The 25323-nt window shown below is 51.9% G+C and carries 22 protein-coding genes; 15 read left to right on the top strand and 7 right to left on the bottom strand.

What is annotated here, in order from left to right:
• Positions 1–32: 32 nt before the first annotated feature.
• From uvrA to TH30_RS19680, 7 genes are all read right to left on the bottom strand, one after another.
• Positions 33–2861: an excinuclease ABC subunit UvrA gene (gene uvrA / locus TH30_RS19710; protein WP_114099793.1), complete on the bottom strand. Its 2829-nt coding sequence runs from the start codon at positions 2859–2861 to the stop codon at positions 33–35.
• A 211-nt stretch (positions 2862–3072) separates the two neighbouring features.
• Positions 3073–4152, bottom strand: coding sequence for a class II fructose-bisphosphate aldolase (fbaA, locus tag TH30_RS19705; RefSeq protein ID WP_114099792.1), 1080 nt, complete (start codon positions 4150–4152; stop codon positions 3073–3075).
• A gap of 20 nt (positions 4153–4172) precedes the next feature.
• The gene (locus TH30_RS19700) at positions 4173–5240 is read right to left on the bottom strand and encodes a Gfo/Idh/MocA family protein (protein ID WP_114099791.1); all 1068 of its coding nucleotides are present in this window, start codon (positions 5238–5240) and stop codon (positions 4173–4175) included.
• A gap of 45 nt (positions 5241–5285) precedes the next feature.
• A complete protein-coding gene (gene nagA, locus TH30_RS19695) occupies positions 5286–6419 on the bottom strand; it encodes an N-acetylglucosamine-6-phosphate deacetylase (protein WP_114099790.1) in 1134 nt (377 codons plus the stop codon).
• Positions 6419–7462: an SIS domain-containing protein gene (locus TH30_RS19690; RefSeq protein WP_114099789.1), complete on the bottom strand. Its 1044-nt coding sequence runs from the start codon at positions 7460–7462 to the stop codon at positions 6419–6421. Before TH30_RS19690 ends, nagA begins: the two co-directional genes overlap by 1 nt.
• A 44-nt stretch (positions 7463–7506) precedes the next feature.
• Positions 7507–8268, bottom strand: a complete 762-nt coding sequence (locus TH30_RS19685; RefSeq protein ID WP_114099788.1) for a GntR family transcriptional regulator — start codon at positions 8266–8268, stop codon at positions 7507–7509.
• Positions 8265–9146 (bottom strand): glucosamine kinase nucleotide-binding domain-containing protein, encoded by an 882-nt coding sequence (locus tag TH30_RS19680; RefSeq protein ID WP_114099787.1) that lies wholly within the window; start codon positions 9144–9146, stop codon positions 8265–8267. The genes TH30_RS19685 and TH30_RS19680 overlap by 4 nt, the downstream gene beginning before the upstream one ends.
• A gap of 274 nt (positions 9147–9420) precedes the next feature.
• Between TH30_RS19680 and TH30_RS19675 the strand changes: the two genes are divergently transcribed.
• From TH30_RS19675 to ssb, 15 genes are all read left to right on the top strand, one after another.
• Complete coding sequence (locus tag TH30_RS19675) at positions 9421–10308, top strand: N-acetylmuramic acid 6-phosphate etherase (protein ID WP_114099786.1); 888 nt, start codon at positions 9421–9423, stop codon at positions 10306–10308.
• Positions 10309–10354: 46 nt separating this feature from the next.
• The gene (locus TH30_RS19670) at positions 10355–11617 is read left to right on the top strand and encodes an ABC transporter substrate-binding protein (RefSeq protein WP_114099785.1); all 1263 of its coding nucleotides are present in this window, start codon (positions 10355–10357) and stop codon (positions 11615–11617) included.
• 174 nt (positions 11618–11791) lie between these two features.
• Positions 11792–12730 carry a carbohydrate ABC transporter permease gene (locus TH30_RS19665; protein ID WP_114099784.1) on the top strand — a complete coding sequence of 313 codons (939 nt, stop codon included), beginning with the start codon at positions 11792–11794 and terminating at the stop codon, positions 12728–12730.
• A gap of 12 nt (positions 12731–12742) precedes the next feature.
• Complete coding sequence (locus TH30_RS19660) at positions 12743–13591, top strand: carbohydrate ABC transporter permease (RefSeq protein WP_114099783.1); 849 nt, start codon at positions 12743–12745, stop codon at positions 13589–13591.
• A gap of 27 nt (positions 13592–13618) precedes the next feature.
• A complete protein-coding gene (locus tag TH30_RS19655; RefSeq protein ID WP_114099782.1) occupies positions 13619–14737 on the top strand; it encodes an ABC transporter ATP-binding protein in 1119 nt (372 codons plus the stop codon).
• 302 nt (positions 14738–15039) lie between these two features.
• Complete coding sequence (locus TH30_RS19645) at positions 15040–16131, top strand: extracellular solute-binding protein (protein ID WP_114099780.1); 1092 nt, start codon at positions 15040–15042, stop codon at positions 16129–16131.
• Positions 16132–16255: 124 nt separating this feature from the next.
• The gene (locus TH30_RS19640; protein WP_114099779.1) at positions 16256–17365 is read left to right on the top strand and encodes an ABC transporter ATP-binding protein; all 1110 of its coding nucleotides are present in this window, start codon (positions 16256–16258) and stop codon (positions 17363–17365) included.
• On the top strand, positions 17362–18243 hold the full coding sequence (locus TH30_RS19635) for an ABC transporter permease (protein WP_114099778.1): 882 nt from the start codon (positions 17362–17364) through the stop codon (positions 18241–18243). Before TH30_RS19640 ends, TH30_RS19635 begins: the two co-directional genes overlap by 4 nt.
• Before the next feature lie 10 nt (positions 18244–18253).
• Positions 18254–19111 carry an ABC transporter permease gene (locus tag TH30_RS19630; RefSeq protein WP_114099777.1) on the top strand — a complete coding sequence of 286 codons (858 nt, stop codon included), beginning with the start codon at positions 18254–18256 and terminating at the stop codon, positions 19109–19111.
• A 431-nt stretch (positions 19112–19542) separates the two neighbouring features.
• Positions 19543–20841: an extracellular solute-binding protein gene (locus tag TH30_RS19625; protein ID WP_114099776.1), complete on the top strand. Its 1299-nt coding sequence runs from the start codon at positions 19543–19545 to the stop codon at positions 20839–20841.
• 82 nt (positions 20842–20923) lie between these two features.
• Positions 20924–21802, top strand: coding sequence for an ABC transporter permease subunit (locus TH30_RS19620; protein ID WP_114099775.1), 879 nt, complete (start codon positions 20924–20926; stop codon positions 21800–21802).
• Between the two features lie 9 nt (positions 21803–21811).
• Positions 21812–22666 (top strand): sn-glycerol-3-phosphate ABC transporter permease UgpE, encoded by an 855-nt coding sequence (ugpE, locus tag TH30_RS19615; protein ID WP_114099774.1) that lies wholly within the window; start codon positions 21812–21814, stop codon positions 22664–22666.
• Between the two features lie 59 nt (positions 22667–22725).
• Positions 22726–23796, top strand: a complete 1071-nt coding sequence (locus tag TH30_RS19610) for a sn-glycerol-3-phosphate import ATP-binding protein UgpC (RefSeq protein WP_114099773.1) — start codon at positions 22726–22728, stop codon at positions 23794–23796.
• A 143-nt stretch (positions 23797–23939) separates the two neighbouring features.
• Positions 23940–24410 carry a GAF domain-containing protein gene (locus TH30_RS19605; RefSeq protein ID WP_114099829.1) on the top strand — a complete coding sequence of 157 codons (471 nt, stop codon included), beginning with the start codon at positions 23940–23942 and terminating at the stop codon, positions 24408–24410.
• A 61-nt stretch (positions 24411–24471) separates the two neighbouring features.
• Positions 24472–24990: a single-stranded DNA-binding protein gene (ssb, locus tag TH30_RS19600; RefSeq protein ID WP_114099772.1), complete on the top strand. Its 519-nt coding sequence runs from the start codon at positions 24472–24474 to the stop codon at positions 24988–24990.
• Positions 24991–25323 lie beyond the last annotated feature (333 nt).

Below are 25323 nucleotides of genomic sequence, written 5' to 3'. Positions count from 1 at the left end.
AAGGGCAGCAAAAACATGCTGCCCTTTAAATATTATTCCAGTCCCAGATGCCGTTTCAGATAACGCCCCGTATAGCTGCGCTCATTGGCCATGATGGCCTCCGGGGTGCCGGTGCCGACCAGCTGCCCGCCGCCGTCGCCGCCCTCGGGTCCTATATCAATGATCCAGTCAGCCGTTTTGATAACGTCAAGGTTATGTTCGATCACGACCACCGTGTTGCCCTGATCCACAATGGTATGCAGCACCTCAAGCAATTTGCGGATATCGTGGAAATGAAGACCTGTGGTCGGTTCATCGAGAATATAGATCGTCCGTCCTGTCGCGCGTTTTGAAAGTTCCTTGGCAAGTTTGACGCGCTGTGCTTCACCACCCGAAAGAGTTGTCGCCTGCTGACCAAGGTGGATATAGGAAAGACCGACCTGTTTCAGGGTTTCCATCTTGTCACGGATCGAAGGAACAGCCTTGAAGAATTCGGCACCTTCTTCGACCGTCATATCAAGGACATCAGATATCGATTTGCCTTTAAACGATATTTCCAGTGTCTCGCGGTTGTATCGTTTACCTTTGCACTGATCGCATGTCACATAGACGTCGGGCAAGAAGTGCATTTCGATCTTGATGACGCCGTCACCCTGACAAGCTTCGCAACGACCGCCTTTGACGTTAAACGAGAAACGACCGGGCTTGTAGCCGCGTGTTTTGGCTTCGGGCAACTGTGCGAACCAGTCCCGGATCGGGGTGAAAGCCCCGGTATAGGTCACCGGGTTGGATCGCGGGGTTCTGCCAATCGGGCTTTGATCAATATCGATGATCTTGTCGATAAGTTCGACACCGGTAATGCTGTCATGTGCACCGGGATGATGACGGGCGTTATGCATCCGTTTTGCCAACGCCTTATAAAGAGTTTCGATCACCAGACTGGACTTGCCACCACCGGAAACTCCGGTAACACAGATGAATTTTCCAAGCGGGAAATCAACATCAATGCCCTGAAGGTTGTTGGCCGTGGCCCCCTTGATGGTAATCGCCTTGCCATTTCCTTTGCGACGTTCCTTGGGAACAGCGATCTGCTCGATCCCGACAAGGTATTTTCCCGTCAGACTGTCGGGGTTCTGCTGGATTTCTTCGGGGGTTCCCTGCGCAACAATACGTCCACCATGGATACCTGCACCCGGGCCCATATCAACGACATAGTCAGCCGCGCGAATAGCATCTTCGTCATGTTCAACGACAAGAACAGTGTTTCCAAGATCACGCAGGCGCTTGAGGGTTTCCAGAAGACGGTCATTGTCGCGCTGATGCAGGCCAATTGAAGGTTCATCAAGCACGTAAAGCACACCTGTGAGGCCCGAGCCGATCTGCGATGCCAGGCGAATACGCTGGCTCTCACCGCCCGAAAGGGTGCCGGACGTGCGCGACATGGAGAGATAATCAAGTCCGACGTCACGCAGGAACCGCAGACGGTCATTGATCTCGCGAAGAATACGCCGGGCGATCTCTGTTTCTTTCTCGTTCAGCTTGCCTTCAAGGCCGATAAACCAGTCACCGGCCTTGGCAATCGAAAGATCAGTGATCTGCGAGATATCAAATCCATCAACCTTTACGGCCAGTGCTTCTGGTTTCAGGCGTTTTCCCGAACAGGTCGGGCAATGTGAAACCATCTGATATTTGGACAGTTCATCACGGGCCCACTGACTGTCGGTTTCGCGCCAGCGACGGGCCATGTTTGGAATAACACCTTCGAACGGGCGAGAAACCTTATAGCTGCGCGACCCGTCATCATAGGTAACGGTGACTTCTTCTTCGCCCGAGCCGTTCAGAATAATGTCCTGAGCTGTTTTCGGTAATTTGTCCCAGGCAACATTCGTCTTGAAGCCGAAATGCTTTGCGACCGATTTCAGCGTCTGCAGATAATATTTCGATGTGCTGCTTGCCCAAGGAGCAACAGCGCCATCTTCAAGCGTCTTGCTTTCATCTGGGACAACCAGCATCGGATCAAATTCCATCTGGGTGCCAAGACCATCACAAGCCGGGCAGGCGCCAAAGGGATTGTTGAATGAAAACAGGCGGGGTTCGATTTCCTCAATCGTAAAACCGGAAACGGGGCAGGCGAACTTTGCAGAGAAGACAGTGGTTTCCCCAGTCTTGGCGTCTTCGGTCAGGACGATGCCATCGGTCAATTCAAGGGCAGTTTCAAAACTGTCGGCAAGACGGGTGGCGATGCCTTCCTTGACGATCAAACGATCCACCACGACTGAAATATCATGTTTCAGTTTTTTATTGAGTTCCGGGGCCTCGTCGATGTCATACATCTCGCCATCGATTTTGACGCGCTGGAACCCGCGTGAGCGCAGATCACGCAATTCCTTTTTGTATTCGCCCTTACGTCCGCGTACGATTGGAGCAAGAAGGTAAAGACGGGTGCCTTCTTCCATCTCCATCACCCGGTCGACCATCTGCGACACCGTCTGGCTGACAATCGGAAGACCCGTTGCAGGCGAATAGGGGATCCCGATGCGCGCCCACAGAAGACGCATATAGTCATAAATCTCGGTGACGGTACCGACGGTCGAACGCGGATTGCGCGATGTCGTTTTTTGTTCGATCGAAATGGCCGGGGACAAGCCGTCGATATATTCGACATCCGGCTTTTGCATCAATTCAAGGAACTGGCGCGCATAGGCAGACAGGCTTTCGACATAGCGACGCTGACCTTCGGCATAGATCGTGTCGAACGCAAGCGAACTTTTTCCGGATCCAGAAAGGCCGGTAATCACCACCAGAGAATCGCGTGGCAGTTCAACGTCGATGTTCTGAAGATTGTGTTCTTTCGCACCGCGAACCGAAATTTTCGTCAGCATATCGGGCCTTTTGTTCCTGAATTGTTCGGAAAGTGTATAGAGGACGTCAACGCTATACGCAAGCGCACCCCTGACAGCTCCTGTCAGTATTTGTCAGGAGACTGTCATTTCACAATGACCATGGCGATAGAGACACGAAAAAACCCGCCGAACAAGTCCGGCGGGTTTCACAAATCCTGTGACCATTTTGGTCGAACAAGGCTGATCAGGCTTAGCCCTTGGTGACCGAACGACCGGTCGCGCCAAGGTCTTTGAAAGCTTCTTCGAGACGGGCTGCCATCGAAAGTTCAGCTTCGCGAACCCAGACGCGCGGGTCATAGTCTTTTTTGTATGGTTTGTCCGTTTCCGGATCGACCTGATACTTGAAGGCGCGCGCATGGGCTTCGACATATTCACCGACCGGGCGGGAATAGGCGAACTGGGTATCGGTATCGATATTCATCTTGAAAACGCCATAGCTGACGGCTTCTTCGATTTTTTCTTTTTCCGAACCGGAACCACCATGGAATACGAAGTCCAGAGGACGGTCGCCAAGACCATGCTTCTCGGATACAAATTTCTGGCTTTCCAGAAGGATTTCCGGACGCAGTTTGACGTTGCCCGGTTTATAGACGCCGTGCACATTACCGAATGCAGCAGCAACCGAGAAATGGCCGAGCGGCGACAGACGGCGATAGGCCTCTTCAACTTCTTCCGGACGGGTATAAAGACGCGGATCGATCTCGTCACTTGACGTGTCAAGCTCGTGACCAATGCCGTCTTCTTCGCCACCGGTAACGCCCAGTTCGATCTCAAGGCTCATCTCGATGGCGGACATGCGCTTAAGGAAGGTCTCGCAAGTCGACAGGTTGTCTTCAAGCGTTTCTTCCGAAAGATCGAGCATGTGAGAGCTATAAAGCGCCTGACCGGTTTCGGCATAGGCCTTTTCGCTCCATTTCAACATTTCATCGACCCACGGGACGAACTTGCGGTTCGCGTGATCGGTATGCATGACAACAGCGACACCGTAATATTCAGCAAGAAGCTGTGCATGACGGGCAGCCGAAACTGCGCCCACGACACGGGCAGCATCAGCGTCCTTGATGCCCTTGCCGGCAAAGAACTGTGCACCACCATTCGAAAGCTGAATGATAATGTCAGAACCGGCATTCGCGGCAGCTTCAAGGGCTGCGTTCATCGTGCTTGATGATGTGATATTAACAGCGGGAAGGGCGTAACCGTCCTGCTTGCAAGCAGCGACAAGGTCACGATAGGCAGCACCGGTAACAACACCGGGTTTAACGGAAGGCATGTGGGTACTCCTCCTGGGGGTCAGAGTAAAACAGGTGCCCCCGTGCGAACCGACTGGTCCGCAGCAAGGGCAATCCGTAAGGAGCCCAATGCATCTTCCATATGCTGCGTCAGGTCAAGATTTTCTGTTATAGACTTTAGGAAAAATTCCTGTTCACGCAGGCAAAGACCATCGTGATCGGGTTCGTCATCTGTGCGGATGATTTCATCAACGCGGGTGAATTCGCCGGAACTGTCGGTATCTGCATGATGCAGGCGCAATGCATTTGTCTTGGTGTGGGTATCGATGTCGGCCGATCCGGCTCCTTTTTCTTCGACATCGGTAATCGAGACGCAACCTTTCGGTCCAATGACATCCTTAACAAAAAATGCGGTTTCGCTGATCATCGGACCCCAGCCAGCTTCATACCAGCCAACTGAGCCGTCATCAAAACGTACCTGAAGCTGCCCATAGTTATACATCTCTGGTGCGACATCCTCAGAGAGACGCACACCAATTGCATTGACCGATACCGGCTTTGCGCCGGTCATCAGGCACATGATGTCAAGATAATGAACCCCGCAATCAACAATCGGCGATACGCTGTTAAGCAACCGCTTGTGGGTTTCCCAAAAGGCGCCGCTGCTTTGTTGGTTAAGGTTCATCCGCATGACAAGCGGTTTGCCGAGTGTCTTGGCAATTTCGACGAACTTTTCCCAGGATGGATGATGGCGCAGGATATATCCGATCACCAGTTTCCGATCATGTTTGCGTGCAGATGCGACCACGCGTTCAGCATCTGCGACGGTCGCAGCCAGCGGCTTTTCAATAAAAACATGTGCACCGGCTTCAAATGCTGCGATGGCGAAATCTGCATGTGTTTCGGTATAGGTATTAATTGAAACCGCATCCGGTTTGGTTTCTGCCAACGCAGTATAGAAATCGGTAAATTGCGGATAGTCGGCAAAACCATCAGGAAGCTTGTTTGCCGGGATTTCGGAACGTGCGCAAATGCCGACGATTTCGTATCCATCCAGCGCGTGATAAGCCTTTGCGTGGGACATACCCATATTACCGAGACCAATAACAAGAATACGAACCGGCTTCATTTTATGCCTCCTGAAAACCTGATAAAATATTGATTGTTTTGATTGTTATGCGCCGTTGATCCAGCTGCGGGTTACAGTGTAGCTGTCATCAAACAGAATGATATCGGCCTGATAGTCCGGTGCAATGCGCCCCATCTTGTCATCTAGTTTCAGGAACTCTGCCGGATAAAGGGATGCCATTCTAAGCGCTTCACCAAGCTCAATACCGATCATCTCGACACAGTTTTTAACCGCACTGATCATATCAAGATCGGAGCCTGCTAGCGTCCCGTTGGCCAAGGCGCAACGCCCATCAGTGGCGATAATTTCCTCACCACCAAGGACAAAGCGTTTTTCAGTTGCGCCAACTGTCGGCATCGCATCCGTCACAAGCATGATCTTGCCTTTTGCCTTGGCTTTAACGGCGATTTTCACAGCGGCAGGATGCACGTGGTAACCATCAACAATCAGTCCACACCAGGTGGTATCATCTGCCATTGCCGCACCGGCAACACCAGGTTCGCGATGGGTAAGGGGGCTCATGGCGTTAAACAGATGGGTAAAGCCACGCATTCCTTCGCCAATTGCTTCCTGAATATCATCATACGTACCTGCAGTGTGCCCGGCGCAAACCAGAACCCCTTTGTCTGCAAGCATCTTTATGGTTCCCTTGGCGGCTTTTTCCGGCGCCATGGTGACCAGAATTCTGCCGTTGGGCAGGCGGGTCAGAAGTTCAATCGCATCATCTTCCATCGGGCGGATGATGTCGGCGGAATGAACGCCTTTACGCTCGACATTCAGGTACGGGCCTTCAAGATGAATACCGACGATACCCGGAACATTTGCATCAATTGCAGCGCTGACGGCCGCAATTGCATCTTCCATCTTGTCACGATAGTCGGTGATGAGAGTAGGCAGCATCGCAGTGGTACCGAACTTGCGATGGGCTTCCATAATGGCGCGCACCCCGTCGATATCGGGTTGATCGTTCAAAAGAACGCCGCCGCCGCCATTAACCTGAACGTCAATCAGGCCGGGGGCCAAAGTTTGGCCCTGACCATCAACGATTTCAATGTCGTCGGGCAGGGCTTTTGCATCGGAAATTGATTCGATCTTGCCGTTACGCACGATGACCGCTCTTCCGTCGAGAAATTCTGTCCCGTCGAAAATGCGGGCATTGGTAATGGCAAAGCTGGTCATTAGTGGGTCTCCGTCACTTTCGAAAGGTGCGGCGGCGCATCGGGGTTGCAGCCACGGGCCAAAGCCACATTTTCCGCCAGAGTGTAGAATGTCTGGATCATGGCAATCGGCGCCAGTAACGGGTGGATATCCTCGACCACCGGGAGGTGACCCTTGATATCGGCATAGCCCGTCTCTGCGGCAAACAGATTGTCTGTTTTTGCCCGCATCTCGGAAAGGAAATCCTCGACGCTGTCACGTGACGCATCTTGCTGCGAGAATACCAGCATCGGGAAAGTCGGCGTGACCAGTGCCATCGGTCCGTGCTTGACTTCAGCTGCGCTGAAAGCTTCGGCGTGCAAGCTGCTGGTTTCCTTGAATTTAAGGGCAGCTTCCTGTGCGATTGCAAATGCTGGTCCACGCCCGATAACATAAAGGCCGTTAGAGTTGGCAATCGTTTCCGATGCGCCCAGCCAATCCTGATCCAGAGCGGAATTCAACGATTGAGGCAACTTAACGAGCCCTTTGTTAAATGCATCATCCTGTGTCCAGGCACCTACAATCTGCGCAATCGCTGACAGGGTTGCGATATAGGATTTGGTTGCTGCAACGCTTGTCTCTGGTCCGGCCATCAGCGGGATCACATGGTCAACGGTGTCGGCCAGTGGAGAATCGACAACATTCACAAGTGCCACAGTGCGCGCGCCCGCGTCACGGGCTGCCTCGGCATTCTTCACCAGATCAGGGCTCTTGCCGGACTGCGAAACCGCTATGAACAAAGCGTCTTTCGAGGCAATTGAACGATTATAGATTGATACAATTGATGGTGCTGCCGAAACGACCGGAATGCCAAGCTGGCTTTCGATCAGGTATTTGGCATACAGGGTGGCGTGGTCGGAGCTTCCGCGCCCGCAGGTGACAACAAATTTCGGCGGATTGTTCCGCAGGTCTTCCGCCAGCTTGGCAATTGCATCCCTGTTGTGTGCAAGCTGAGTTGCGACAACTTCCGGGGCTTCTGCCAATTCGCGGCCCATCTGCGTTTTCGGACGCCAACTTGTCGTCATGTGCTATATTCCCTTGGTTCTGTATGAATGGCGAATTGACTCGATCAACGCGCATCCACCTGCATTTCAGCGATAAAGTCATAACTGTCACCGCGGTAATAGGACCGGGTGAATTCCACTGGCGTGCCATTGGCAAGGAAAGAGCGTCGCTCGATATAAAGCGCGGCACTGCCATCCGGCACCCCAAGGATTTTGGCGGTTTCGCCATCAAAAAGTTCGGCCCGAAGGCGCTGCAACGCGCGCTCGGGCTTTTTGTTGTACTTTGCCAGCGCGTCATAAAGCGATTTGTCGACTTCATCCGGGCTGGGCAAAAAGGCGCGCGGAATGACCGCATATTCAAGCGCCATAGGTTTGTCATTCGCTGTACGCAGACGACGCAAACGGGTGACCTCGGTCCCCGGTGACAAATTAAGGGCCATGGCTTCTTCGGGCGAGGCATGACCAAGTGTTTTTTCCAGCCAGACCGCACCCGGATCCATTCCGCGTGTAATCATGTCTTCAGTAAAGGAAGTCAGTCGCGACAGAGCCTGTTCGACACGAGGCGCTACAAAGGTTCCAGCTCCGTGTCGTTGCACCAGAACGCCTTCCTCAACAAGGGCACGCATCGCGTTGCGAACTGTTACCCGTGAAATACCCAATTCGGTTGCCAGATCGCGTTCACTTGGCAATGCATCGTCAACTTGCAGGATGCCATCTTCGATGACAGCCTTAAGAGCAGACTGCAACCGACGATAAAGCGGGCCATTGCCGGTATTTTCAATATCCCGGGTCCTGAGATTTGCGATGATGTCCGACGTTGCGATCATGCGGCGGCTCTTTCATGCTGTTTGGCCAACAAAATAGCACCATGCATGGCGTCAAATTTTGCAGGCGCCATCAGTTTCTTGATATCTTCTGGCATGCGTTTGGCCATCTGTTCGGCAAGCCCGCCCATCAGGGTCAGACGTGGTGCGCCAAAGGCGACCAGCTTCCGGAGAATCTTCAGGTTTGCATCTACGGCGAAATTCACAAGTGATATCGCCGCCTTATCACCGGCAGCCTCGGCATCAAATACCATCGGGCAAAACGCGCCATAATCTGATGGCCGCGCGGTTTCGGCAAATACGACAATATTCTCGGGATTGTTGTCGAATTTGGCCATCACAGCAGTAGTAAGGTCTGTTTTCTCAGCCAAACCTTCATGGGCGAGCAGGGCTGTTTCAATGGCATTGCGACCAATCCGCGCACCACTACCAAGATCGGAAACTTCAAACCCCCAACCAGCGACCGCCAATTCTGTGTTGTCGATGATTGCCTGTCCGCATGTTCCGGTGCCAACGATCAGAATTGCACCATTTGCGCCGTCATGAGCGCCAAGGCACGCTGTATAGGCATCGGTTGCAAAACAGGTGCTGGCGAAGGGATGCGCATAAGATTGCGCAAGTTTGCGATCACGCTCAAGTGGGAGGCCGGCAAGCCCCATTCCAGCATGCAGATCACCAAGTCGGGAATCATCCATACCGGCATTTGAAAGCGCAAGAGACGCAGCTGCGATGATTTCACCAAAAACATGGTCGATACCAAGGCGGGTATTGGCCCCGCCACTCACGGATTCACCCAGTACGCAGCCGGATTCATTTGCAATCCGCACGCGGCAGCGCGTTCCGCCGCCATCAACACCAAGATAAAGCCGTTCGTTTGCCATGATTGCTTAGCTGCCTTCCCGTTTCTGATCAGAGCATAGCAGAGTGGTATCTTAAAAAGCAATACCAATATAGTGCCACTATATTTGATAGTGGTCTGATTTTGGAGTCAGTAGATATACGCACAGATTGTAGGGGTGAATTGAAATAGTTAACTATTGCATTGTTTTATATAGGTTTTCCGAGTGTATTGGCGGTCTTTATCGAAAATATTTACGAAGTGGCTTGCACCGCTGGTATCACAATGGTATTTAATTTGGAGAGGGAGACGGAAAAATGGCATCACGCACTGAAGAATTTGATTCGCGATTTGCCGGGTTGGACCAATGGTCTGACGCCGATTTCCTTATGGCCTTGTGGGAAGGCCAGATGCGTGCTGTGGCTTCGGTTGGTCCGGTCCTGGGGGATCTGGCCACAGCAGCTAACGGGATTGCACGCCGCCTGGGGGGCGGCGGGCGTCTCGTTTATGTCGGCGCAGGAACTTCCGGAACGGTTGCATGGCAAGACGCCAAGGAACTTGGCGGGACCTTTGGTTGGCCCGAAGAGCATACCATTGTCATGCTGGCTGGCGGTGTTCAAAGCTCGCCAAATGAATTCAATGGTGCAGAGGATGATGTCGACCTCGCTGCGCGCGAAATATCCCAACATAATATTTCGGAAAATGATGCCGTAATTGCCATCGCTGCCAGCGGCGCAACGCCCTATACGGTGCGCGCACTGGAGCTGGCGCGCGAACGTGGCGCTTTTACTGTCGGCATTTGCAACAATCCTGATGGTCATATTCTTGGTATTGCGGACACAGGAATTTACCTCGAAAGCGCCCCGGAAGTTGTCGCTGGTTCGACCCGCATGGGGGCGGGAACAGCACAAAAGGCTGCGCTGAACATCCTGTCGACGCTTGTGATGAACAAGTTGGGGCGCCTGTTTGATAACCTGATGGTTGGTATGCGCGCAGAAAATATCAAGCTGCATGAACGGGCAGTACGCATCGTCTCGCACATCGCGTCCTGCGCGCCAGATCAGGCCAAACACGCGCTTGAAAAAACAGACTTTGATATTCGTTCGGCGGTGCTGGTGGCCAAGGGTCACACACCGGACCGGGCAAAAGAAATTCTTGTACTGTCTAATGGAAATCTCCGGACAGCGCTTGAGTACAGGAACTGACATCAACACGGTGCCAGTCCGCCGACATTGATCAGAGGAGGCATAAATGTCGAATAAAGTCTTAGCAAAAGGTCTGGCCGGGGCCCTGGCGGCAAGTGTCGCCCTGGTTCCGTTGATGGCATCTGCTGGCGAACTTGTAATCGAAAGCTGGCGTAACGACGATATCGATATCTGGAATGATAAAATCATTCCGGCATTCAACAAAGAACACCCGGACATCAAGGTTTCGTTCAAACCGACCCCACCGACCGAATATAACGCATCGGTCAATGCCAAGCTGGCAGGCGGCACCGCAGGCGACCTGATCACCTGCCGTCCGTTTGACGCATCGCTTGAACTATACAAGCAGGGCAACCTTGCGCCGCTCGATGACCTCAAGGGGATGGATAACTTCTCTGATGTTGCCAAATCTGCATGGCAAACAGATGACGGTTCTGTCACCTTCTGCCTGCCGATGGCGTCTGTCATTCACGGTTTCATCTATAACAAGGAAGCCTTCGAGGAAGTCGGCGTAGAAGTCCCGAAAACCCGCGAAGAATTCTATGCCGCCCTTGACAAGATCAAGGAAGAAGGCAGCTACATTCCGATGGCAATGGGGACCGCAGACCAGTGGGAAGCTGCAACCATGGGCTTCCAGAATATCGGTCCGAACTACTGGAATGGTGAAGCTGGTCGTAAAGCTCTGATCGATGGTAGCGCGAAATTCACCGATGCGCCTTATGTCGACACCTTCAAGGAACTGGCAAGCTGGAAGAACTATTTGCCAGACGGCTATGAAGCCATTTCCTATCCGGATGCGCAGAACCTGTTCTCGCTGGGGCGCGCAGCTGTTTATCCGGCGGGCTCCTGGGACATTTCGCTGTTCAACAACCAGGCTGATTTCGAGTTCGGCGCATTTCCGCCGCCCCCTGCAGCTGGTGCCGATACCTGCTATATCAGTGACCATACCGACATTGCTCTTGGCCTGAATGCAGGTTCGAAAAACGCAGCAGAAGCCAAACTGTTTCTTGAATGGATGACGGGCTCCGAGTTTGCCGAACTCTATTCCAACGCGCTGCCGGGCTTCTTCTCGCTTTCAAACCACAAAGTCGCCGTGACCGATCCGGTTGCAAGCGAGTTCGTGAGCTGGCGCCAGAAGTGTGAATCCACCATTCGCAACTCCTACCAGATTCTGTCGCGTGGCACGCCGAACCTTGAAAACGACCTGTGGAACCTTTCTGCACAGGTAATCAACGGTACGCTGACCCCGACAGATGCAGCAGGTGCTGCCGAAGCTGGTCTTGCGAAGTGGTATGCTCCGCACCAGTAACATATCGAAAGGATGGCGGAGACTGCGGGTTTCTGCCATCCTTGCTTTATCGCCCGATCAGGTAACAGCATGCGTTCTGTATCTTGAGGCCGCCGGGCGGAAAAACTGCGGTCCATACATGAGAAGGTTATTCAGAAACCTTCAATCTTTTAATCTTGGATAACAGGACAGGGTATGGCGCATTCCGGCCCCATGACCGATTGGCGCAAGGCAAAATTGCCTGTGATCGCCTTTCTGGCCCCAGCAACGGTCATTTACACGCTGTTTATGATCTATCCGCTGCTTGATTCAATCCGGCTCAGCTTCTATGCGACCCCGAGTGGTGGTGATACTGCTTTCGTTGGTTTGGACAACTATCGCACCATTTTGGCTGATCCGGATTGGTCGGCGACCTTTTGGAACAGCTTCTGGAACAATATGAAGTTCTTTGCTGTTCACATGTTGATCCAGAACCCGATCGGCATTGCGCTGGCTGGTATTCTCAGCCTGCCGCAGCTCCGCTTCCGGAATACCTATCGCACCATGATGATCATGCCGACCATGCTTTCAGTGGTGATTGTCGGCTTTATCTGGCAGTTGATCCTGAGCCCTGTCTGGGGTGTTGGCGCAGACCTTCTTGATATTGTCGGCCTTAAATCTTTGTTCGGTCCCTGGCTGGGCAAGGAAGGTAGTGCCTTGATCACTTTGTCATTCATTTCGGTCTGGCAGTGGGTTGGCATTCCCTTGATGCTGATTTATGCCGCCTTGCTTGCGATCCCGGACGATCTGGTTGATGCCGCAATTGTCGATGGCGCGACCCATTTCGAAGTATTCATCCATATCAAGTTGCCGTTGGTCCTGCCGACTGTTGCCATGGTCTCCATTCTGACATTTGTTGGTAATTTCAACGCCTTCGACCTGATTTATGCGGTAAAGGGTGCGTTGGCAGGCCCGAACTTCTCGACCGATATCATGGGCACATTGTTCTATCGCACATTCTTTGGTTATCAGTTGCAGCTTGGAAACCCGCATCTCGGGGCGACGGTTGCATCCCTGATGTTCCTGATCATTCTGGCAGGCGTTCTGTTCTATCTGTTCGCCATTCAGCGCCGTCTGGCGCGTTATCAGCTGTAATCGGGGGCGACGATGAATTTTGCAAATATACGTCGGGAAGACGCCAGTCGCGCTGTGATCGTTCATGCGATCCTTCTGACCTACACGCTGGTGGCGCTGTATCCGATTTTCCTTGTGGTGATTAACGCCTTCAAGACCCGTAAGGGAATCTTCAAGGATCCGATGGGGCTGCCAAATGCCGATACCTTCAGTCTGGAAGGGTTCACCAAGGTTCTGGCCAAGTCGAATTTTGAGCTGTTTTTCTATAACAGTTTTACAGTGACCATCGTGACCATCGTGATTGTTCTGTTACTGGCGGCGATGGCTGCATGGGCATTGTCGGAATACAAATTCCCGGGCAATACGGTGCTCGCCCTGTATCTTGCCATCGGTATCATGGTGCCGATCCGGCTTGGTTCTGTGTCGATCCTGAATCTTGTGGTCGATATGGGGCTGGTGAACACGTTGACTGCGCTGGTTCTGGTTTATGTGGCGCAGGGATTGCCACTGGCAATCTTTATCCTGACGGAATTCATGCATCAAATTCCCAAGGATTTAAAAGAAGCCGCACGGTGTGACGGGGTCGGGGAGTTCAAAATCTTCTTTGCGATCATTCTTCCGCTAATCCGCCCGGCCGTGGCAACTGTCGCAGTTTTTACGATGATCCCGATCTGGAATGATCTTTGGTTCCCGCTGATTCTTGCGCCGGGCGATGGCAAGCAGACCATTACCCTGGGTGTACAGCAATTCATTGGCCAGTATGTGACTGACTGGAACGCGGTTCTGGCATCACTGAGCCTTGCGATTATCCCGATCCTGATCCTTTACCTGATTTTCTCCCGACAACTCATTCGCGGCCTGACATCCGGCGCGGTGAAGTAATTGTTGGCTGATAGGAGCTTTGAATAAATGGCTGACTTGAAACTTGACCAGATCCGTAAAAGCTATGGCGCGGTTGATGTCCTGCATGGCATTGATCTGGATGTAAAAGACGGTGAATTCGTGGTGTTTGTCGGGCCGTCAGGTTGCGGAAAATCCACCTTGTTGCGCATCATTGCCGGTCTGGAAGACATCACTGGTGGCGATCTGATGATTGATGGTGAACTGGTGAATACCAAAAGTCCGCGTGATCGCGGAATTGCCATGGTTTTCCAGTCCTATGCGCTTTATCCGCATATGACAGTCTACAAGAACATGGCGTTCGGGCTTAAGCTCGATAAACAGGACAAGGCTGCAATTGACGCTCGTGTGCGTGAAGCCGCGCGCATCCTGCAGCTTGATCAACTCCTTGATCGCAGACCGTCGGAGCTTTCAGGCGGTCAGCGCCAACGTGTTGCCATTGGTCGTGCGATCGTGCGCCAGCCAAAGGTGTTCCTGTTTGATGAACCGCTTTCAAACCTTGATGCCGCGTTGCGCGTTCAAACCCGCATCGAAATTGCAAAACTGCATCAGGATCTGAAATCGACGATCATTTATGTTACCCACGATCAGGTTGAAGCCATGACGTTGGCAGACAAGATCGTGGTGATGAATGGTGGCAATGTCGAACAGGTCGGATCACCGATGCAGCTTTACCATCATCCGGAAACCCGTTTTGTTGCGGGCTTTATCGGATCACCAGCCATGAATTTCACCAGCGTCACGATCGACGGGGTTGAGCAGGGCAAAGTGACTGTATCGGTTCCAGGCGGTGTCAAATCGGTTCTGCCATTTGACGTTCCGGCTTCCGAAATCGGATCGCAGGTCGAACTGGGAATTCGCCCGGAACATCTGTCCCTTGGCGATCAGGGCGAATTGACGGTCAATGGTGAGGTCGATGTCGTCGAGAAGCTTGGCGATTCTACCTATTTGTATCTGAAACTTGCCAATGGTGATCGCGTCACGGTTCGCGCCCCCGGACATAGCCGGGTAAAAATCGGTGAAACCGTTACGGCATCTGCGCCCGCCGGAGCCGCGCATCTGTTTAACGGGCAAGGCAAAGCCTTTACGAAAGTAGATTGCCCGGCCGAGTTCAGTGCAGAAGACTGACCATATCCGTCGCACTGAAAACGGAACATCTTGAGAAAAGGCGCCGTTCATGGCGCCTTTTTGCTTTTCAGTCAGCCGGTCCGCTTCACAGCTGAAAAACTGTTGCAGAACTTTAACTTGCCCTTGCTCTGGACAGGCGCAAAAATGAACCCTGCGTGTTCAAAAGAAAGAAAAAGTTTCGTTTTTTCTTTCGTATCAACACGAATGTTTGCGATATTGCTCCGTGCCGGAGCGAGATAACCAAATTCTATGAACGATCCGGCCACAGGGAAATGCCATCACGTTTATAACGAGGGTTCAAAATGTCTAAAAAACACGGCGCATTGCGCGGTTCTTTGCTTGGCCTCACAGCGATTGCTGGAATGGTTGCCTTCACTTCAGCGGCTCAGTCTGAAGAGCTTCGTCTGCTGACCTGGGGTGGCTATGCCCCGGACGAAGTTGTCGAGCTGTTCGAAAAAGAAACCGGCATCGATGTCGAAGTGACGTTGTCCAACAACGAAGACATGATTTCAAAACTGCGTGCGACGGGCGGCGGTGGTTTTGACCTTGCCCAGCCGTCCCAGGACCGCATCGCCGGTGCTCAGCTTGAATACGGTATCTATAAACCGATCGACCTTTCGAAAGTCGACGCGGCCAAATTCATTCCGTCGATGCTTGATGCGACCAAAACCAACACCACCGTTGAAGGCGACGTTTACGGCGTGCCGCATGTCTGGGGCACCAGCGGCCTGATCGTTGACAAATCCAAAGCCGCAAACGTCGCAGACTATACCGACCTTTGTGCACCGGAAGTTGCAGGCAAGGTTTCCTATCGCCTGAAGCGTCCGACCCTGATCGGTTTCGCCTACGCGATGGGACTTGATCCGTTTGCGGCATATGGTGATGAAGCCAAGTATCAGGAAATCCTTGATGCGGTCGAAGCCAAGCTGATTGACTGTAAATCCAACGTTAAAACCTACTGGGAAGGTGGCGATGCGCTGCTGAACCTCGTACGTTCGGGTGAAGTCGTTGCAGCAATGGCTTGGGATACTGGCGGCTGGAAGCTCAATAACGACAATGCCGACATCACCTTTGTCGCACCGAAATCCGGCGCACTTGGCTGGATTGATACCTTTGCACTGCCGCGCAAGACAAAGAACGAAGATGCTGCCTATAAGTGGATCAACTTTGTCATGCAGCCGGAAATCGCTGCTAAAATCACTGCAAGTGCAGGCAACTTTACCGCCTCCAAGGGTGCGGATGAGTTTGCAGATGCAAAACTCAAGGCTCAGTTCCAGGGCAGTTTCCCGCCGGCTGACCTCGACAACATCAAATGGTATCCGACCGTTCCGGCCGGTCTTGAAGTGCTTGAGGGTAAAACCCTTGATCGCGTGAAGGCTGCTCAGTCGAACTAAGGAAACTTCTTTCCTGAGAACTTTCGTCCCCGGCATATTTTTGTGCCGGGGATATCGTGCTTTCTGGAATGGCAATCACCATTCGATTGGCTCCACCAACAAAAATAACGTGAACAGGGCTCCTATGGCTGACCAATTTGACCTTGAATGCCGCAATGTGGTCAAAACTTTTGACGACTTTACCGCCGTCAATGACATCTCACTGGCAATCCCCAAAGGGTCGTTTTTCTCCATCCTTGGTCCAAGTGGATGCGGCAAGACGACGCTGCTTCGGATGCTGGCCGGGTTTCAGGCCCCCACATCGGGCGATATCCTGATCAAGGGCGCATCGGTGCTGGGTGTTCCACCCAACCGTCGGCCGGTCAATATGGTATTTCAGCATCTTGCCTTGTTCCCGATGATGAATGTTGCCGAAAACGTTGCCTACGGTCTTAAACGCCGTGGTGTTGACAAGGCAACGATCACGCAAAAGGTCAATGAAACCCTTGCACGGGTCGGGCTTCCAGATGCTGGACCCAAACAGATTAGTCAGCTCTCAGGTGGCCAGAAGCAGCGCATCGCGATTGCGCGTTGTCTTGTTCTTGACCCCGCTGTTCTGCTTTTGGACGAACCCTTAGGGGCGCTAGACCTTAAATTGCGCGAACATATGAAGGTTGAACTCAAACAACTGCAACATGAGATCGGCACCACGTTTGTTTACATCACCCATGACCAGTCCGAGGCACTTGTGATGTCCGATCAGGTTGCGGTAATGAATGCCGGACGATTTGAGCAGGTCGGTGCGCCACAGGACCTCTATTACAATCCCAAAACGGCCTTTGTTGCGGGCTTTGTCGGTGAGAGCAATCGCTGGCACGGCACTGTTGAAGGTGGCGATGATCACAAGATCGAAATCAATCTTGCCAGCGGCGGCAAAGTCATCGCTAAACGCGACGGCCAGACCAATCTGGTCACCGGTCAGGGTGTCGACGTTTTTGTCCGTCCCGAAGCCATCGCTATTGATGGCACGGAAGGTGCCGACAACAGTCTTTCCGCCAAGGTTGATAATGTCCTGTTTAATGGTGCCGCAAGCAGTCTTCAGGTGCGTGAACTTGTGACCGGTCATGAAATGACCGTTGCCTTGCCCCAGACCGGAGCATTTGCCTCCGTCAAGGCAGGGGACGAAATCAGGCTTTCATGGAGCGTCGAGCAAACCCGTTGCTTCGCATCGACCGAAGGCGGAGCAGGAGCATGAGCAAGACAGCTTCCATAACCGGAGGCAGTGCATTTCGCTTTGGCTTGCTGTTGCTGGCAATGCCGTTGCTATTGTGGCTGTTTCTGTTGGTTATTTTGCCGCACATGGACCTTTTCCTGGTCTCGATGCGCGAACGCATCTCATATGGAAAATATGAATTCAGCCTGATCAACTATATCGAATTTTTTGCAGAACCCCTTTACTGGAACACCTATGTCCGGACGGCGGTGATGTCGATCTTTGCCACGATCCTGACGCTCGTAATCGGCTTTCCGGTGTCGTACTACATCGCCAAGGTGATGCGCGGAAAGGGCAAGAATGCGCTGTTTCTGATGTGCCTGATCCCGTTCTGGGTTTCGGAACTGGTTCGGACCTTTGGCTGGATGATCCTGCTGCGCGAAAGTGGCGTTATAAGCAATTTCTTGCAATGGGCCGGGATCGCGGATGGTCCTGTGGAAATGCTTTATAACGACGCGGCCATCATGGTCGGTCTGGTTTACACATCGATGTTGTTCATGGTTGTGCCTCTGGTTTCGGTTCTCGACAGCCTTGATGACAGTCTGATCGAGGCGGGATATGACCTTGGTGGCAACGCATTCACCGTAACACGTGACATCGTTATTCCCCATGCTATGCCCGGTATTGCCTCAGGATGCATCGTTGTCTTCATGCTGACACTTGGCAATTACCTGACACCCAATCTGTTGGGGGGTAAGGACAGCCTCTGGTTTACCGAACAGATTTACACCCAGTTCATTACCAGATTTAACTGGGAGTCAGGGTCTGCGTTTGGCTTCCTGCTGCTGATTTTGTCATCTGCGATTGTCTGGATCGGGTTGAAACTCAGCAAACAGACGCTTTCAGAAACCGTGGGCTAGGGGAAAGAACATGATTCCAAGTATTCCGCAGCCCAAATTCTACAAGGGCCTCTATTCAAGCTATATCGCGCTGTTCTTTGTCTATCTGAGCGCGCCGCTGATTGTCGTGGGTGTCTTTGCCTTCAACGACAGCCTGTTTCCGTCCATGCCCTGGGAGGGAGGGACTCTTGCCTGGTTCTTTGGAAATGAAGATCCCTATGTCGGGATATTCAATGACACCAAGCTTCTTGAAAGTGTCGGCGTTTCGGCATTTGTGGCGTTTTGGGTCACCATCCTGTCAGTGACGGTCGGAACCTGTAATGCATTTCTGTTTGAACGCAGCAAGTTTCCCGGCAAGAACCTGCTTTATATTATCTCGCTTTCGCCACTGGTTATTCCAGGTGTGATCCTTGGTATTTCCATTCTTGTCTTCTCGAATGCCATTGCAAACGGTATCGAAGATAGTATTGGCTGGGATCTTGAGTTCCTGCGACCGGGCCTGTTTCTTGTGATCATTGGCCAGTTCGCCTTTATCACGACGATCACGACACTGGTGATCTCGGCTCGTTTGCGTAAATTTGATGTCAGTCTTGAAGAAGCTGCGCTTAATCTTGGCGCGACACGGCGTGCAGCACTCTGGACCATAACGATCCCGTTCCTCAAACCGGCATTGATCGGGGCAGGGATTGTGGCATTCCTGATGTCATTTGAGAACTTCAATACGACATTGATGCTGGTCGGGTCTGATGCGCCGCTGACCATTGCGATGTTTGATCGCCTCAAGCAGGGATCAACACCAGTTCTCAATGCGTTGTCGTTGCTGTTGATGGTGGTGTCAGGCGGTTTGGCTTTGCTCTCGGTCTTCGTGCAGCGTGACACCAAGAACTGATATCCGATCAAAATGTTCATTTCTGAATGTTAAAGGGTGGCATCAATGCCACCCTTTCTTTTTATCTTTGATAAACCGGCAAGCCGCATAAATGCGCAAAAAAAACGTGACAGATTCATAATATGGAAACAAAAAATTCATATTAGACAATATGTTGATAGCAACATTGAGATGACTCCATACCATCAGAAGCAATAATTTTGCGGAGTTCTGCAGATTTATTGCTGTTCATATGAACGTTTAGATCAATCAAATTGTGAGTTTTAAGCCCAAATAACAGTGCAATATTGATCATTTATACGTTCGAAAAGTAAATTTCCGAAAACTGTCACTTGAGGAAACAGGGCTCCCGACAGAAAACGAATGCGTTGTGACGAACCGGACAACAGGCGGTTTGAAACAGATGTTTTTTATTTGGGAGCTAACAGATCATGTTTCGCAAGACACTAATGGCAGCCGCTGCCGTGTTTGCCATCGGCAACACTGCAGAAGCCGCAACCGAGATCACCTGGTGGCACGCTATGGACGGCGCGCTTGGTGGTGTGGTTGATCAGATCACCGCAGATTTTAATGCAAGCCAGTCCGATTATCACCTTGTTGCAGTTAACAAGGGTGGCTACGAAGACACCATGACGGCAGGTATCGCTGCGTTCCGCGCGAAAAACCAGCCGAACATCATTCAGATCTTCGATGCTGGCGCTGCAACCATCATCAATGCCAAAGGTGCTGTTAAGCCGGTTCAGGACCTGCTCGAAGAAAACAACGTCAAATTCGACATCAATGAATACATTCCGGGTGTTCGCTACTTCTATGCAGACTCTGATGGCAAGATGATCGGCATGCCGTTCAACAGCTCGACCCCGCTTCTGTATTACAACAAGGAAGCCCTTGCCAAAGCTGGTGTAGACGTTCCGAAAACCTGGCAGGAATTCGAAGAAGCCGCTCCGAAGCTCAAAGCTGCCGGTTACACCGCTCTTGCCCAGTCGCACAGCCCGTGGATCTTCTTTGAAAACTTCATGTCGCGCCACAATCTGCAGATGGCGACCGGCAACAACGGCTATGACAGCACCGATGTTAAGATCCTTTATAACAACGATGCCTTGAAAGATCACTGGAAGCGCGTCAAAGCCTGGAAAGACGAGGGTTACTACGGCTATTACGGTCGTGCATGGGGCGCAAACCAGGACGCTTTCGTTCAGCAACAGGTCGCCATGTGGATCGGTTCCTCCGGTTCGTTCGGTGGCCTTCGCAAATCCGCCCAGTTTGATTTTGGCACTTCGACCCTTCCTTACTGGAAAGGCGTTGGTGACGCACCGAAATCGACCTTTATCGGCGGTGCTTCGCTGTTTGCCTTCTCTGGTCATAGCGCAGAACAGGATGCTGGCGTTGCCGCATTCTTCAAATTCCTGACCAAGCCGGAAACCCAGTATTACTGGCACAAAGAAACCGGTTATGTGCCGATCACCACAGCAGCATACGAGCTGGCGAAAAAAGACGGCTACTACAAAGAAAGCCCGGATGCCGAAGTTGGCATTCAGCAGCTTTCCGAGGAAGGTGGTGAGTGGACCAAAGGTTACCGCCTTGGTTTCTACGTCCAGATCCGTGAAGTCATCTATCGCGAAGTCGACAAGATGATGAATGGCGAAGAAACCATTGATGCAGCCTTCAACACGATTGAAGAAGAAGCAAACGGCCTTCTGGATCGCTTCAACGATACCTATTCGAACTAATCTGCTTTTCGCAAATACGGGGCGGCCCAAGCTGGTCGCCCTGTTTTGCATTTTTTGGACTTGAGTAATGGTGGCATAGGCGATGAAGCGCGTACAATTTGAACATAGCGCGGTGCCCTATCTTTTTGTTGCACCCCAGATTTTGATTATTTCCATATTCTTCCTGTGGCCAGCGGCACAGGCGGTTTACCAGTCATTCCTTCTTGAAGATGCCTTTGGCATGTCTTCGCAATTTGTCTGGTTCCGCAATTTCGAGGATGTTCTATCGAGCGCATCCTGGAGCCGTTCGGCGATCTTTACAGTGATCTTCTCGGTGGCAGTCGCCGTTATTTCGATCACCATATCGCTTTTTCTAGCGGTACGTGCCGACGAAGTTATCCGTGGCGCCAAATCCTATCGGACGCTTCTGATGTGGGGGTATGCGGTTGCGCCGCCCGTGGCTGGTCTGCTTGGCAATATGATGTTCAACCCGCTGATGGGTGACCTTTACAAAGCGTTCAACAGCTTCGGGTTTGAATTCAATCATATTCAAAACGCCAATGATGCGGCCTTTGTTGTCATTCTGATTGCGGTCTGGAAACAGGTCAGTGTGAATTTCATCTTCTTCCTGTCCGGCCTTCAGGGCATTCCGAAGTCCGTTCAGGAAGCAGCGACACTTGATTGTAAAAGTGCAGAACGTCGTTTCTGGACGATTACCTTCCCGTTGCTTGCTCCGACGACCTTCTTCCTGCTGGTGATCAACCTGACGTACGCCTTCTTTGAAACCTTTGGCATCATTGATGTGTCGACCAAGGGGTCTCCGGGCGGGGCAACAGCAACGCTTGTCTACAAGGTTTATGTCGATGGTTTCATCGGGGCGGATTTGGGCGGCAGTTCCGCGCAATCGGTTTTGCTGATGATCATGGTCAGTATTTTGACCGTGTTCCAGTTCCGCTTCATTGAACGCAAAGTGCATTACTAGGGGGCCGCGATGTATCAGTCGAAATGGCGAATATTCACCAATCACACAATCCTGATCCTTGGCGCGCTTTTCATGATCATGCCGGTCTGGATTGCATTTGCATCATCCACCCATACGCGTGAATTCATTTTCCAGAACGGCCTGCAATTCTGGCCGGGTGGACATATGATCGAAAACTACGGCGCGATCCTGTTTGATCCGGCGGCAACAAAGGGCAGGGTGACCGCTCTTGAAATGCTGTTTAACAGCATGGTACTGGGCCTTGGCTTTGCAATCGGCAAGGTGATCATTTCCATGATGGCGGCCTATGCGATTGTCTATTTCCGGTTCAAACTTGCCGTGCCGCTGTTCTGGGTGATTTTTTCGACCCTTTTGCTGCCGCTCGAAGTGCGTATTGTTCCGTCTTATGAGGTCGTTGCAAATCTTGGGCTGCTAAACAGCTATACCGGTCTGATCCTGCCGCTGATTGCCTCGGCAACCGGGACTTTCTTCTTCCGGCAATTTTATCGGTCGGTACCCGATGAGCTGCTTGAGGCAGCCCGTCTTGACGGTGCCGGTCCTGTCCGGTTCTTTATCGATATTCTGGTTCCGCTTTCGGTCACGATGATCGCGGCAATCTTTATCATCATGTTTGTTGTTGGCTGGAATCAGTATCTTTGGCCGCTTCTGATGACCACCGATGATCAGCTTTACACGATCGTGATCGGCATCAAACAGGTCTATAACTCGCTTTATGAAGGCGGACAGATACCACAATTCCCCAAGGCATTCGCTCTGACAATCATGGCGACCATTCCACCGGTGCTGGTGGTGGTGATCTTCCAACGCATGTTCATCAAGGGACTGGTCGAGACAGAGAAATAATCTCTGTCTCCCGATTTCTGCTGAATGGAAACCAACTGATCCGGATACAGGATACAAAGATGGCAACAGTTACCCTTAATCAGGCTGAAAAAACCTACCCGAACGGGTACAAGGCGATCCATGGCATTGATCTTGCCATTAAGGATGGAGAATTTACAGTTCTGGTTGGCCCATCGGGCTGCGGAAAATCCACCTTGCTGCGCATGATAGCAGGTCTTGAAAGCATTTCGGCTGGTGAGATCAGTATTGATGACAAGGTCGTCAACAAGGTTGCGCCGGCTGATCGTGATATCGCAATGGTGTTCCAGAACTACGCGCTTTATCCACATATGAACAATTTCGACAATATGGCTTATGGTTTGCGTAACCGTGGCTATAGCAAGACTGACATCGAAAGCAAGGTGCGCGAAGCCGCCCGCATTCTGCAACTTGAAGATCATCTGGAACGCAAACCCCGTCAGCTTTCTGGTGGCCAGCGTCAGCGAGTTGCCATGGGCCGGGCAATTGTCCGTCAACCAAAAGTCTTCCTGTTTGACGAACCGCTGTCGAACCTGGACGCGAAGCTTCGTGTGGACATGCGTCTTGAAATCAAGAACTTGCAGCAACGTCTTGGCATTACATCTGTTTATGTCACCCATGATCAGGTGGAAGCCATGACTTTGGCAGATCGACTGATCGTCATGAATGGCGGCGTCGCCGAGCAGATCGGTACTCCGATTGATATCTACGAAAAGCCTGCCACCAAATTTGTTGCTGGTTTTATCGGGTCTCCGGCGATGAATTTCCTGACGGCTAAAGTATCTGATGATTGTAAACATGTGATCGTCGGAGATGGCGTGATGCTTGATATTGATCATGATGTTGCCGGCGGGCAAGCGGTGACCGCCGGTATTCGTCCCGAACATCTTAGCCTTGCCAACAATGGCGATGGGCACATCAATGCGGTTGTTCGTATGGTGGAATCTCTTGGCGCTGAAACGCTGGTATATCTAGATTTCGGTTCCGGGGCGGACAATGTGACGCTGCGCCTGCAGGGAACGCACCAGTTTGCCAAAAACGATGCCTTGAGCTTGACTGTTCAGGCAGACAAAATTCATCTGTTTGATATCGAGACTGGCAAGCGTATCTGAACGCTACCAATCAGTTGAATATGGCACCTCCGGCGGGGATGACCTGTCGGGGGTGTTTTTTGTTTCAGAAATGGGGCACTTTACCCTTGTCTCGAATGGTCCGAACGAGGTAGTTCGTATCGTCAAAGATTATGGAGAACACTGTGCAGCCAGACCTGAAAAAATCCCTGTATGCAGAAGCCGAAAAAGAGCTTCTCAGCATCACCGAAGGGGAAACCAACATCACCGCTTTGATGGCCACAGTGTCCTGCGTCCTGTCGGAAAAGTTCGATTACTACTTCTGGACCGGTTTTTATGTGGTTGATCCACAAAAGGAAAACGAGCTGGTCGTTGGGCCGTATCAAGGTACACTTGGTTGCCTGCGCATCCCGTTCGGGCGCGGCGTTTGCGGCACAGCGGCGGCTTCGCGCGAAACACAGCTGGTTGCTGATGTTCATGCATTTCCGGGGCATATCGCCTGTGACAGCCGGTCAAACTCTGAAATCGTGGTTCCGGTCATCAATCGTGATGGGCAGTTGATTGCTGTGCTTGACGTAGATAGTGTCGAATATGGCTCATTTGATGAAACGGATCGCGTTTCACTTGAATCTTTAATGCAGCGCATTTTTGCGTAATGATAATTCACAAGTCCCGATTATTCGGGGCAGCGGACAACACAAACTTGGAAGATAACCCATGGCTGGTAGTGTCAATAAAGTCATTCTCGTCGGGAACCTCGGGCGCGATCCTGAAATCCGGTTCACCCAGGCCGGTAAGAAAATCGCCAATTTCAGCATTGCGACCTCCGAACAGTGGCGCGACCGTCAGTCTGGTGAACGTCGCGAACGTACCGAATGGCACCGCATTGTTGTCTTCAACGAAGGCCTTGCAGACGTTGTCGAGCGTTTCGTGAAAAAAGGCAGCAAGCTTTATATCGAAGGCCAGCTCCGCACTCGCAAGTGGCAGGGGCAGGATGGCAAAGACAACTATACCACTGAAGTTGTGCTCGAAGGTTTCAACTCGAACCTGACCATGCTTGATAACCGCGGCGAAGGCGGCGGCATGGGGGGTGGCGCATCATCCGGTGGCAACTATGGCGGCTCTGACAACGGTTACGGTGGTGGCTCTGACGCAGGTTGGGGTAATGGCGGATCTTCCGGTGGTGGTTCTGCCCCAGCCGGTGCACCTGACCTTGATGACGAAATTCCGTTCTAGGATTTTCTCTGGAACTACGGTTTCAAAACACCCCAAAGCAGTGACTGTTTTGGGGTGTTTTACTTTGCGAGACTTGCCTGCATAACCATATCTATCGAAGCTGATCGAAGAAAATCGTGCACATCAAGAACCGCCAGATTGCGTCCACTGCAAGACGGCGGTTTGCATCAGAAAGACAAGGAGAACTGCATCGCGACACGACACGTTGCAAAGCTATGCCTGATCGTGCTATCGCGTTACAAAATAATTAGAAAAACTCTTGTTCTCGGGAAGCGGCATTCAGTTGTGGAAGGCTGGTATATCCAAGTTGGTTGGACCTGTTTTTGGAACCCC

Source organism: Thalassospira profundimaris, assembly GCF_003326795.1.
GTDB lineage: Bacteria > Pseudomonadota > Alphaproteobacteria > Rhodospirillales > Thalassospiraceae > Thalassospira > Thalassospira profundimaris_C.
This window is presented reverse-complemented; position numbering and strand designations above follow the sequence as displayed.

Bases quoted from the DNA above. Each gene is read 5' to 3' on its own strand.
- uvrA (WP_114099793.1), bottom strand. From the start codon at position 2,861: ATGCTGACGAAAATTTCGGTTCGCGGTGCGAAAGAACACAATCTTCAG.
- fbaA (WP_114099792.1), bottom strand. From the start codon at position 4,152: ATGCCTTCCGTTAAACCCGGTGTTGTTACCGGTGCTGCCTATCGTGAC.
- TH30_RS19700 (WP_114099791.1), bottom strand. From the start codon at position 5,240: ATGAAGCCGGTTCGTATTCTTGTTATTGGTCTCGGTAATATGGGTATG.
- nagA (WP_114099790.1), bottom strand. From the start codon at position 6,419: ATGACCAGCTTTGCCATTACCAATGCCCGCATTTTCGACGGGACAGAA.
- TH30_RS19690 (WP_114099789.1), bottom strand. From the start codon at position 7,462: ATGACGACAAGTTGGCGTCCGAAAACGCAGATGGGCCGCGAATTGGCA.
- TH30_RS19685 (WP_114099788.1), bottom strand. From the start codon at position 8,268: ATGATCGCAACGTCGGACATCATCGCAAATCTCAGGACCCGGGATATT.
- TH30_RS19680 (WP_114099787.1), bottom strand. From the start codon at position 9,146: ATGGCAAACGAACGGCTTTATCTTGGTGTTGATGGCGGCGGAACGCGC.
- TH30_RS19675 (WP_114099786.1), top strand. From the start codon at position 9,421: ATGGCATCACGCACTGAAGAATTTGATTCGCGATTTGCCGGGTTGGAC.
- TH30_RS19670 (WP_114099785.1), top strand. From the start codon at position 10,355: ATGTCGAATAAAGTCTTAGCAAAAGGTCTGGCCGGGGCCCTGGCGGCA.
- TH30_RS19665 (WP_114099784.1), top strand. From the start codon at position 11,792: ATGGCGCATTCCGGCCCCATGACCGATTGGCGCAAGGCAAAATTGCCT.
- TH30_RS19660 (WP_114099783.1), top strand. From the start codon at position 12,743: ATGAATTTTGCAAATATACGTCGGGAAGACGCCAGTCGCGCTGTGATC.
- TH30_RS19655 (WP_114099782.1), top strand. From the start codon at position 13,619: ATGGCTGACTTGAAACTTGACCAGATCCGTAAAAGCTATGGCGCGGTT.
- TH30_RS19645 (WP_114099780.1), top strand. From the start codon at position 15,040: ATGTCTAAAAAACACGGCGCATTGCGCGGTTCTTTGCTTGGCCTCACA.
- TH30_RS19640 (WP_114099779.1), top strand. From the start codon at position 16,256: ATGGCTGACCAATTTGACCTTGAATGCCGCAATGTGGTCAAAACTTTT.
- TH30_RS19635 (WP_114099778.1), top strand. From the start codon at position 17,362: ATGAGCAAGACAGCTTCCATAACCGGAGGCAGTGCATTTCGCTTTGGC.
- TH30_RS19630 (WP_114099777.1), top strand. From the start codon at position 18,254: ATGATTCCAAGTATTCCGCAGCCCAAATTCTACAAGGGCCTCTATTCA.
- TH30_RS19625 (WP_114099776.1), top strand. From the start codon at position 19,543: ATGTTTCGCAAGACACTAATGGCAGCCGCTGCCGTGTTTGCCATCGGC.
- TH30_RS19620 (WP_114099775.1), top strand. From the start codon at position 20,924: ATGAAGCGCGTACAATTTGAACATAGCGCGGTGCCCTATCTTTTTGTT.
- ugpE (WP_114099774.1), top strand. From the start codon at position 21,812: ATGTATCAGTCGAAATGGCGAATATTCACCAATCACACAATCCTGATC.
- TH30_RS19610 (WP_114099773.1), top strand. From the start codon at position 22,726: ATGGCAACAGTTACCCTTAATCAGGCTGAAAAAACCTACCCGAACGGG.
- ssb (WP_114099772.1), top strand. From the start codon at position 24,472: ATGGCTGGTAGTGTCAATAAAGTCATTCTCGTCGGGAACCTCGGGCGC.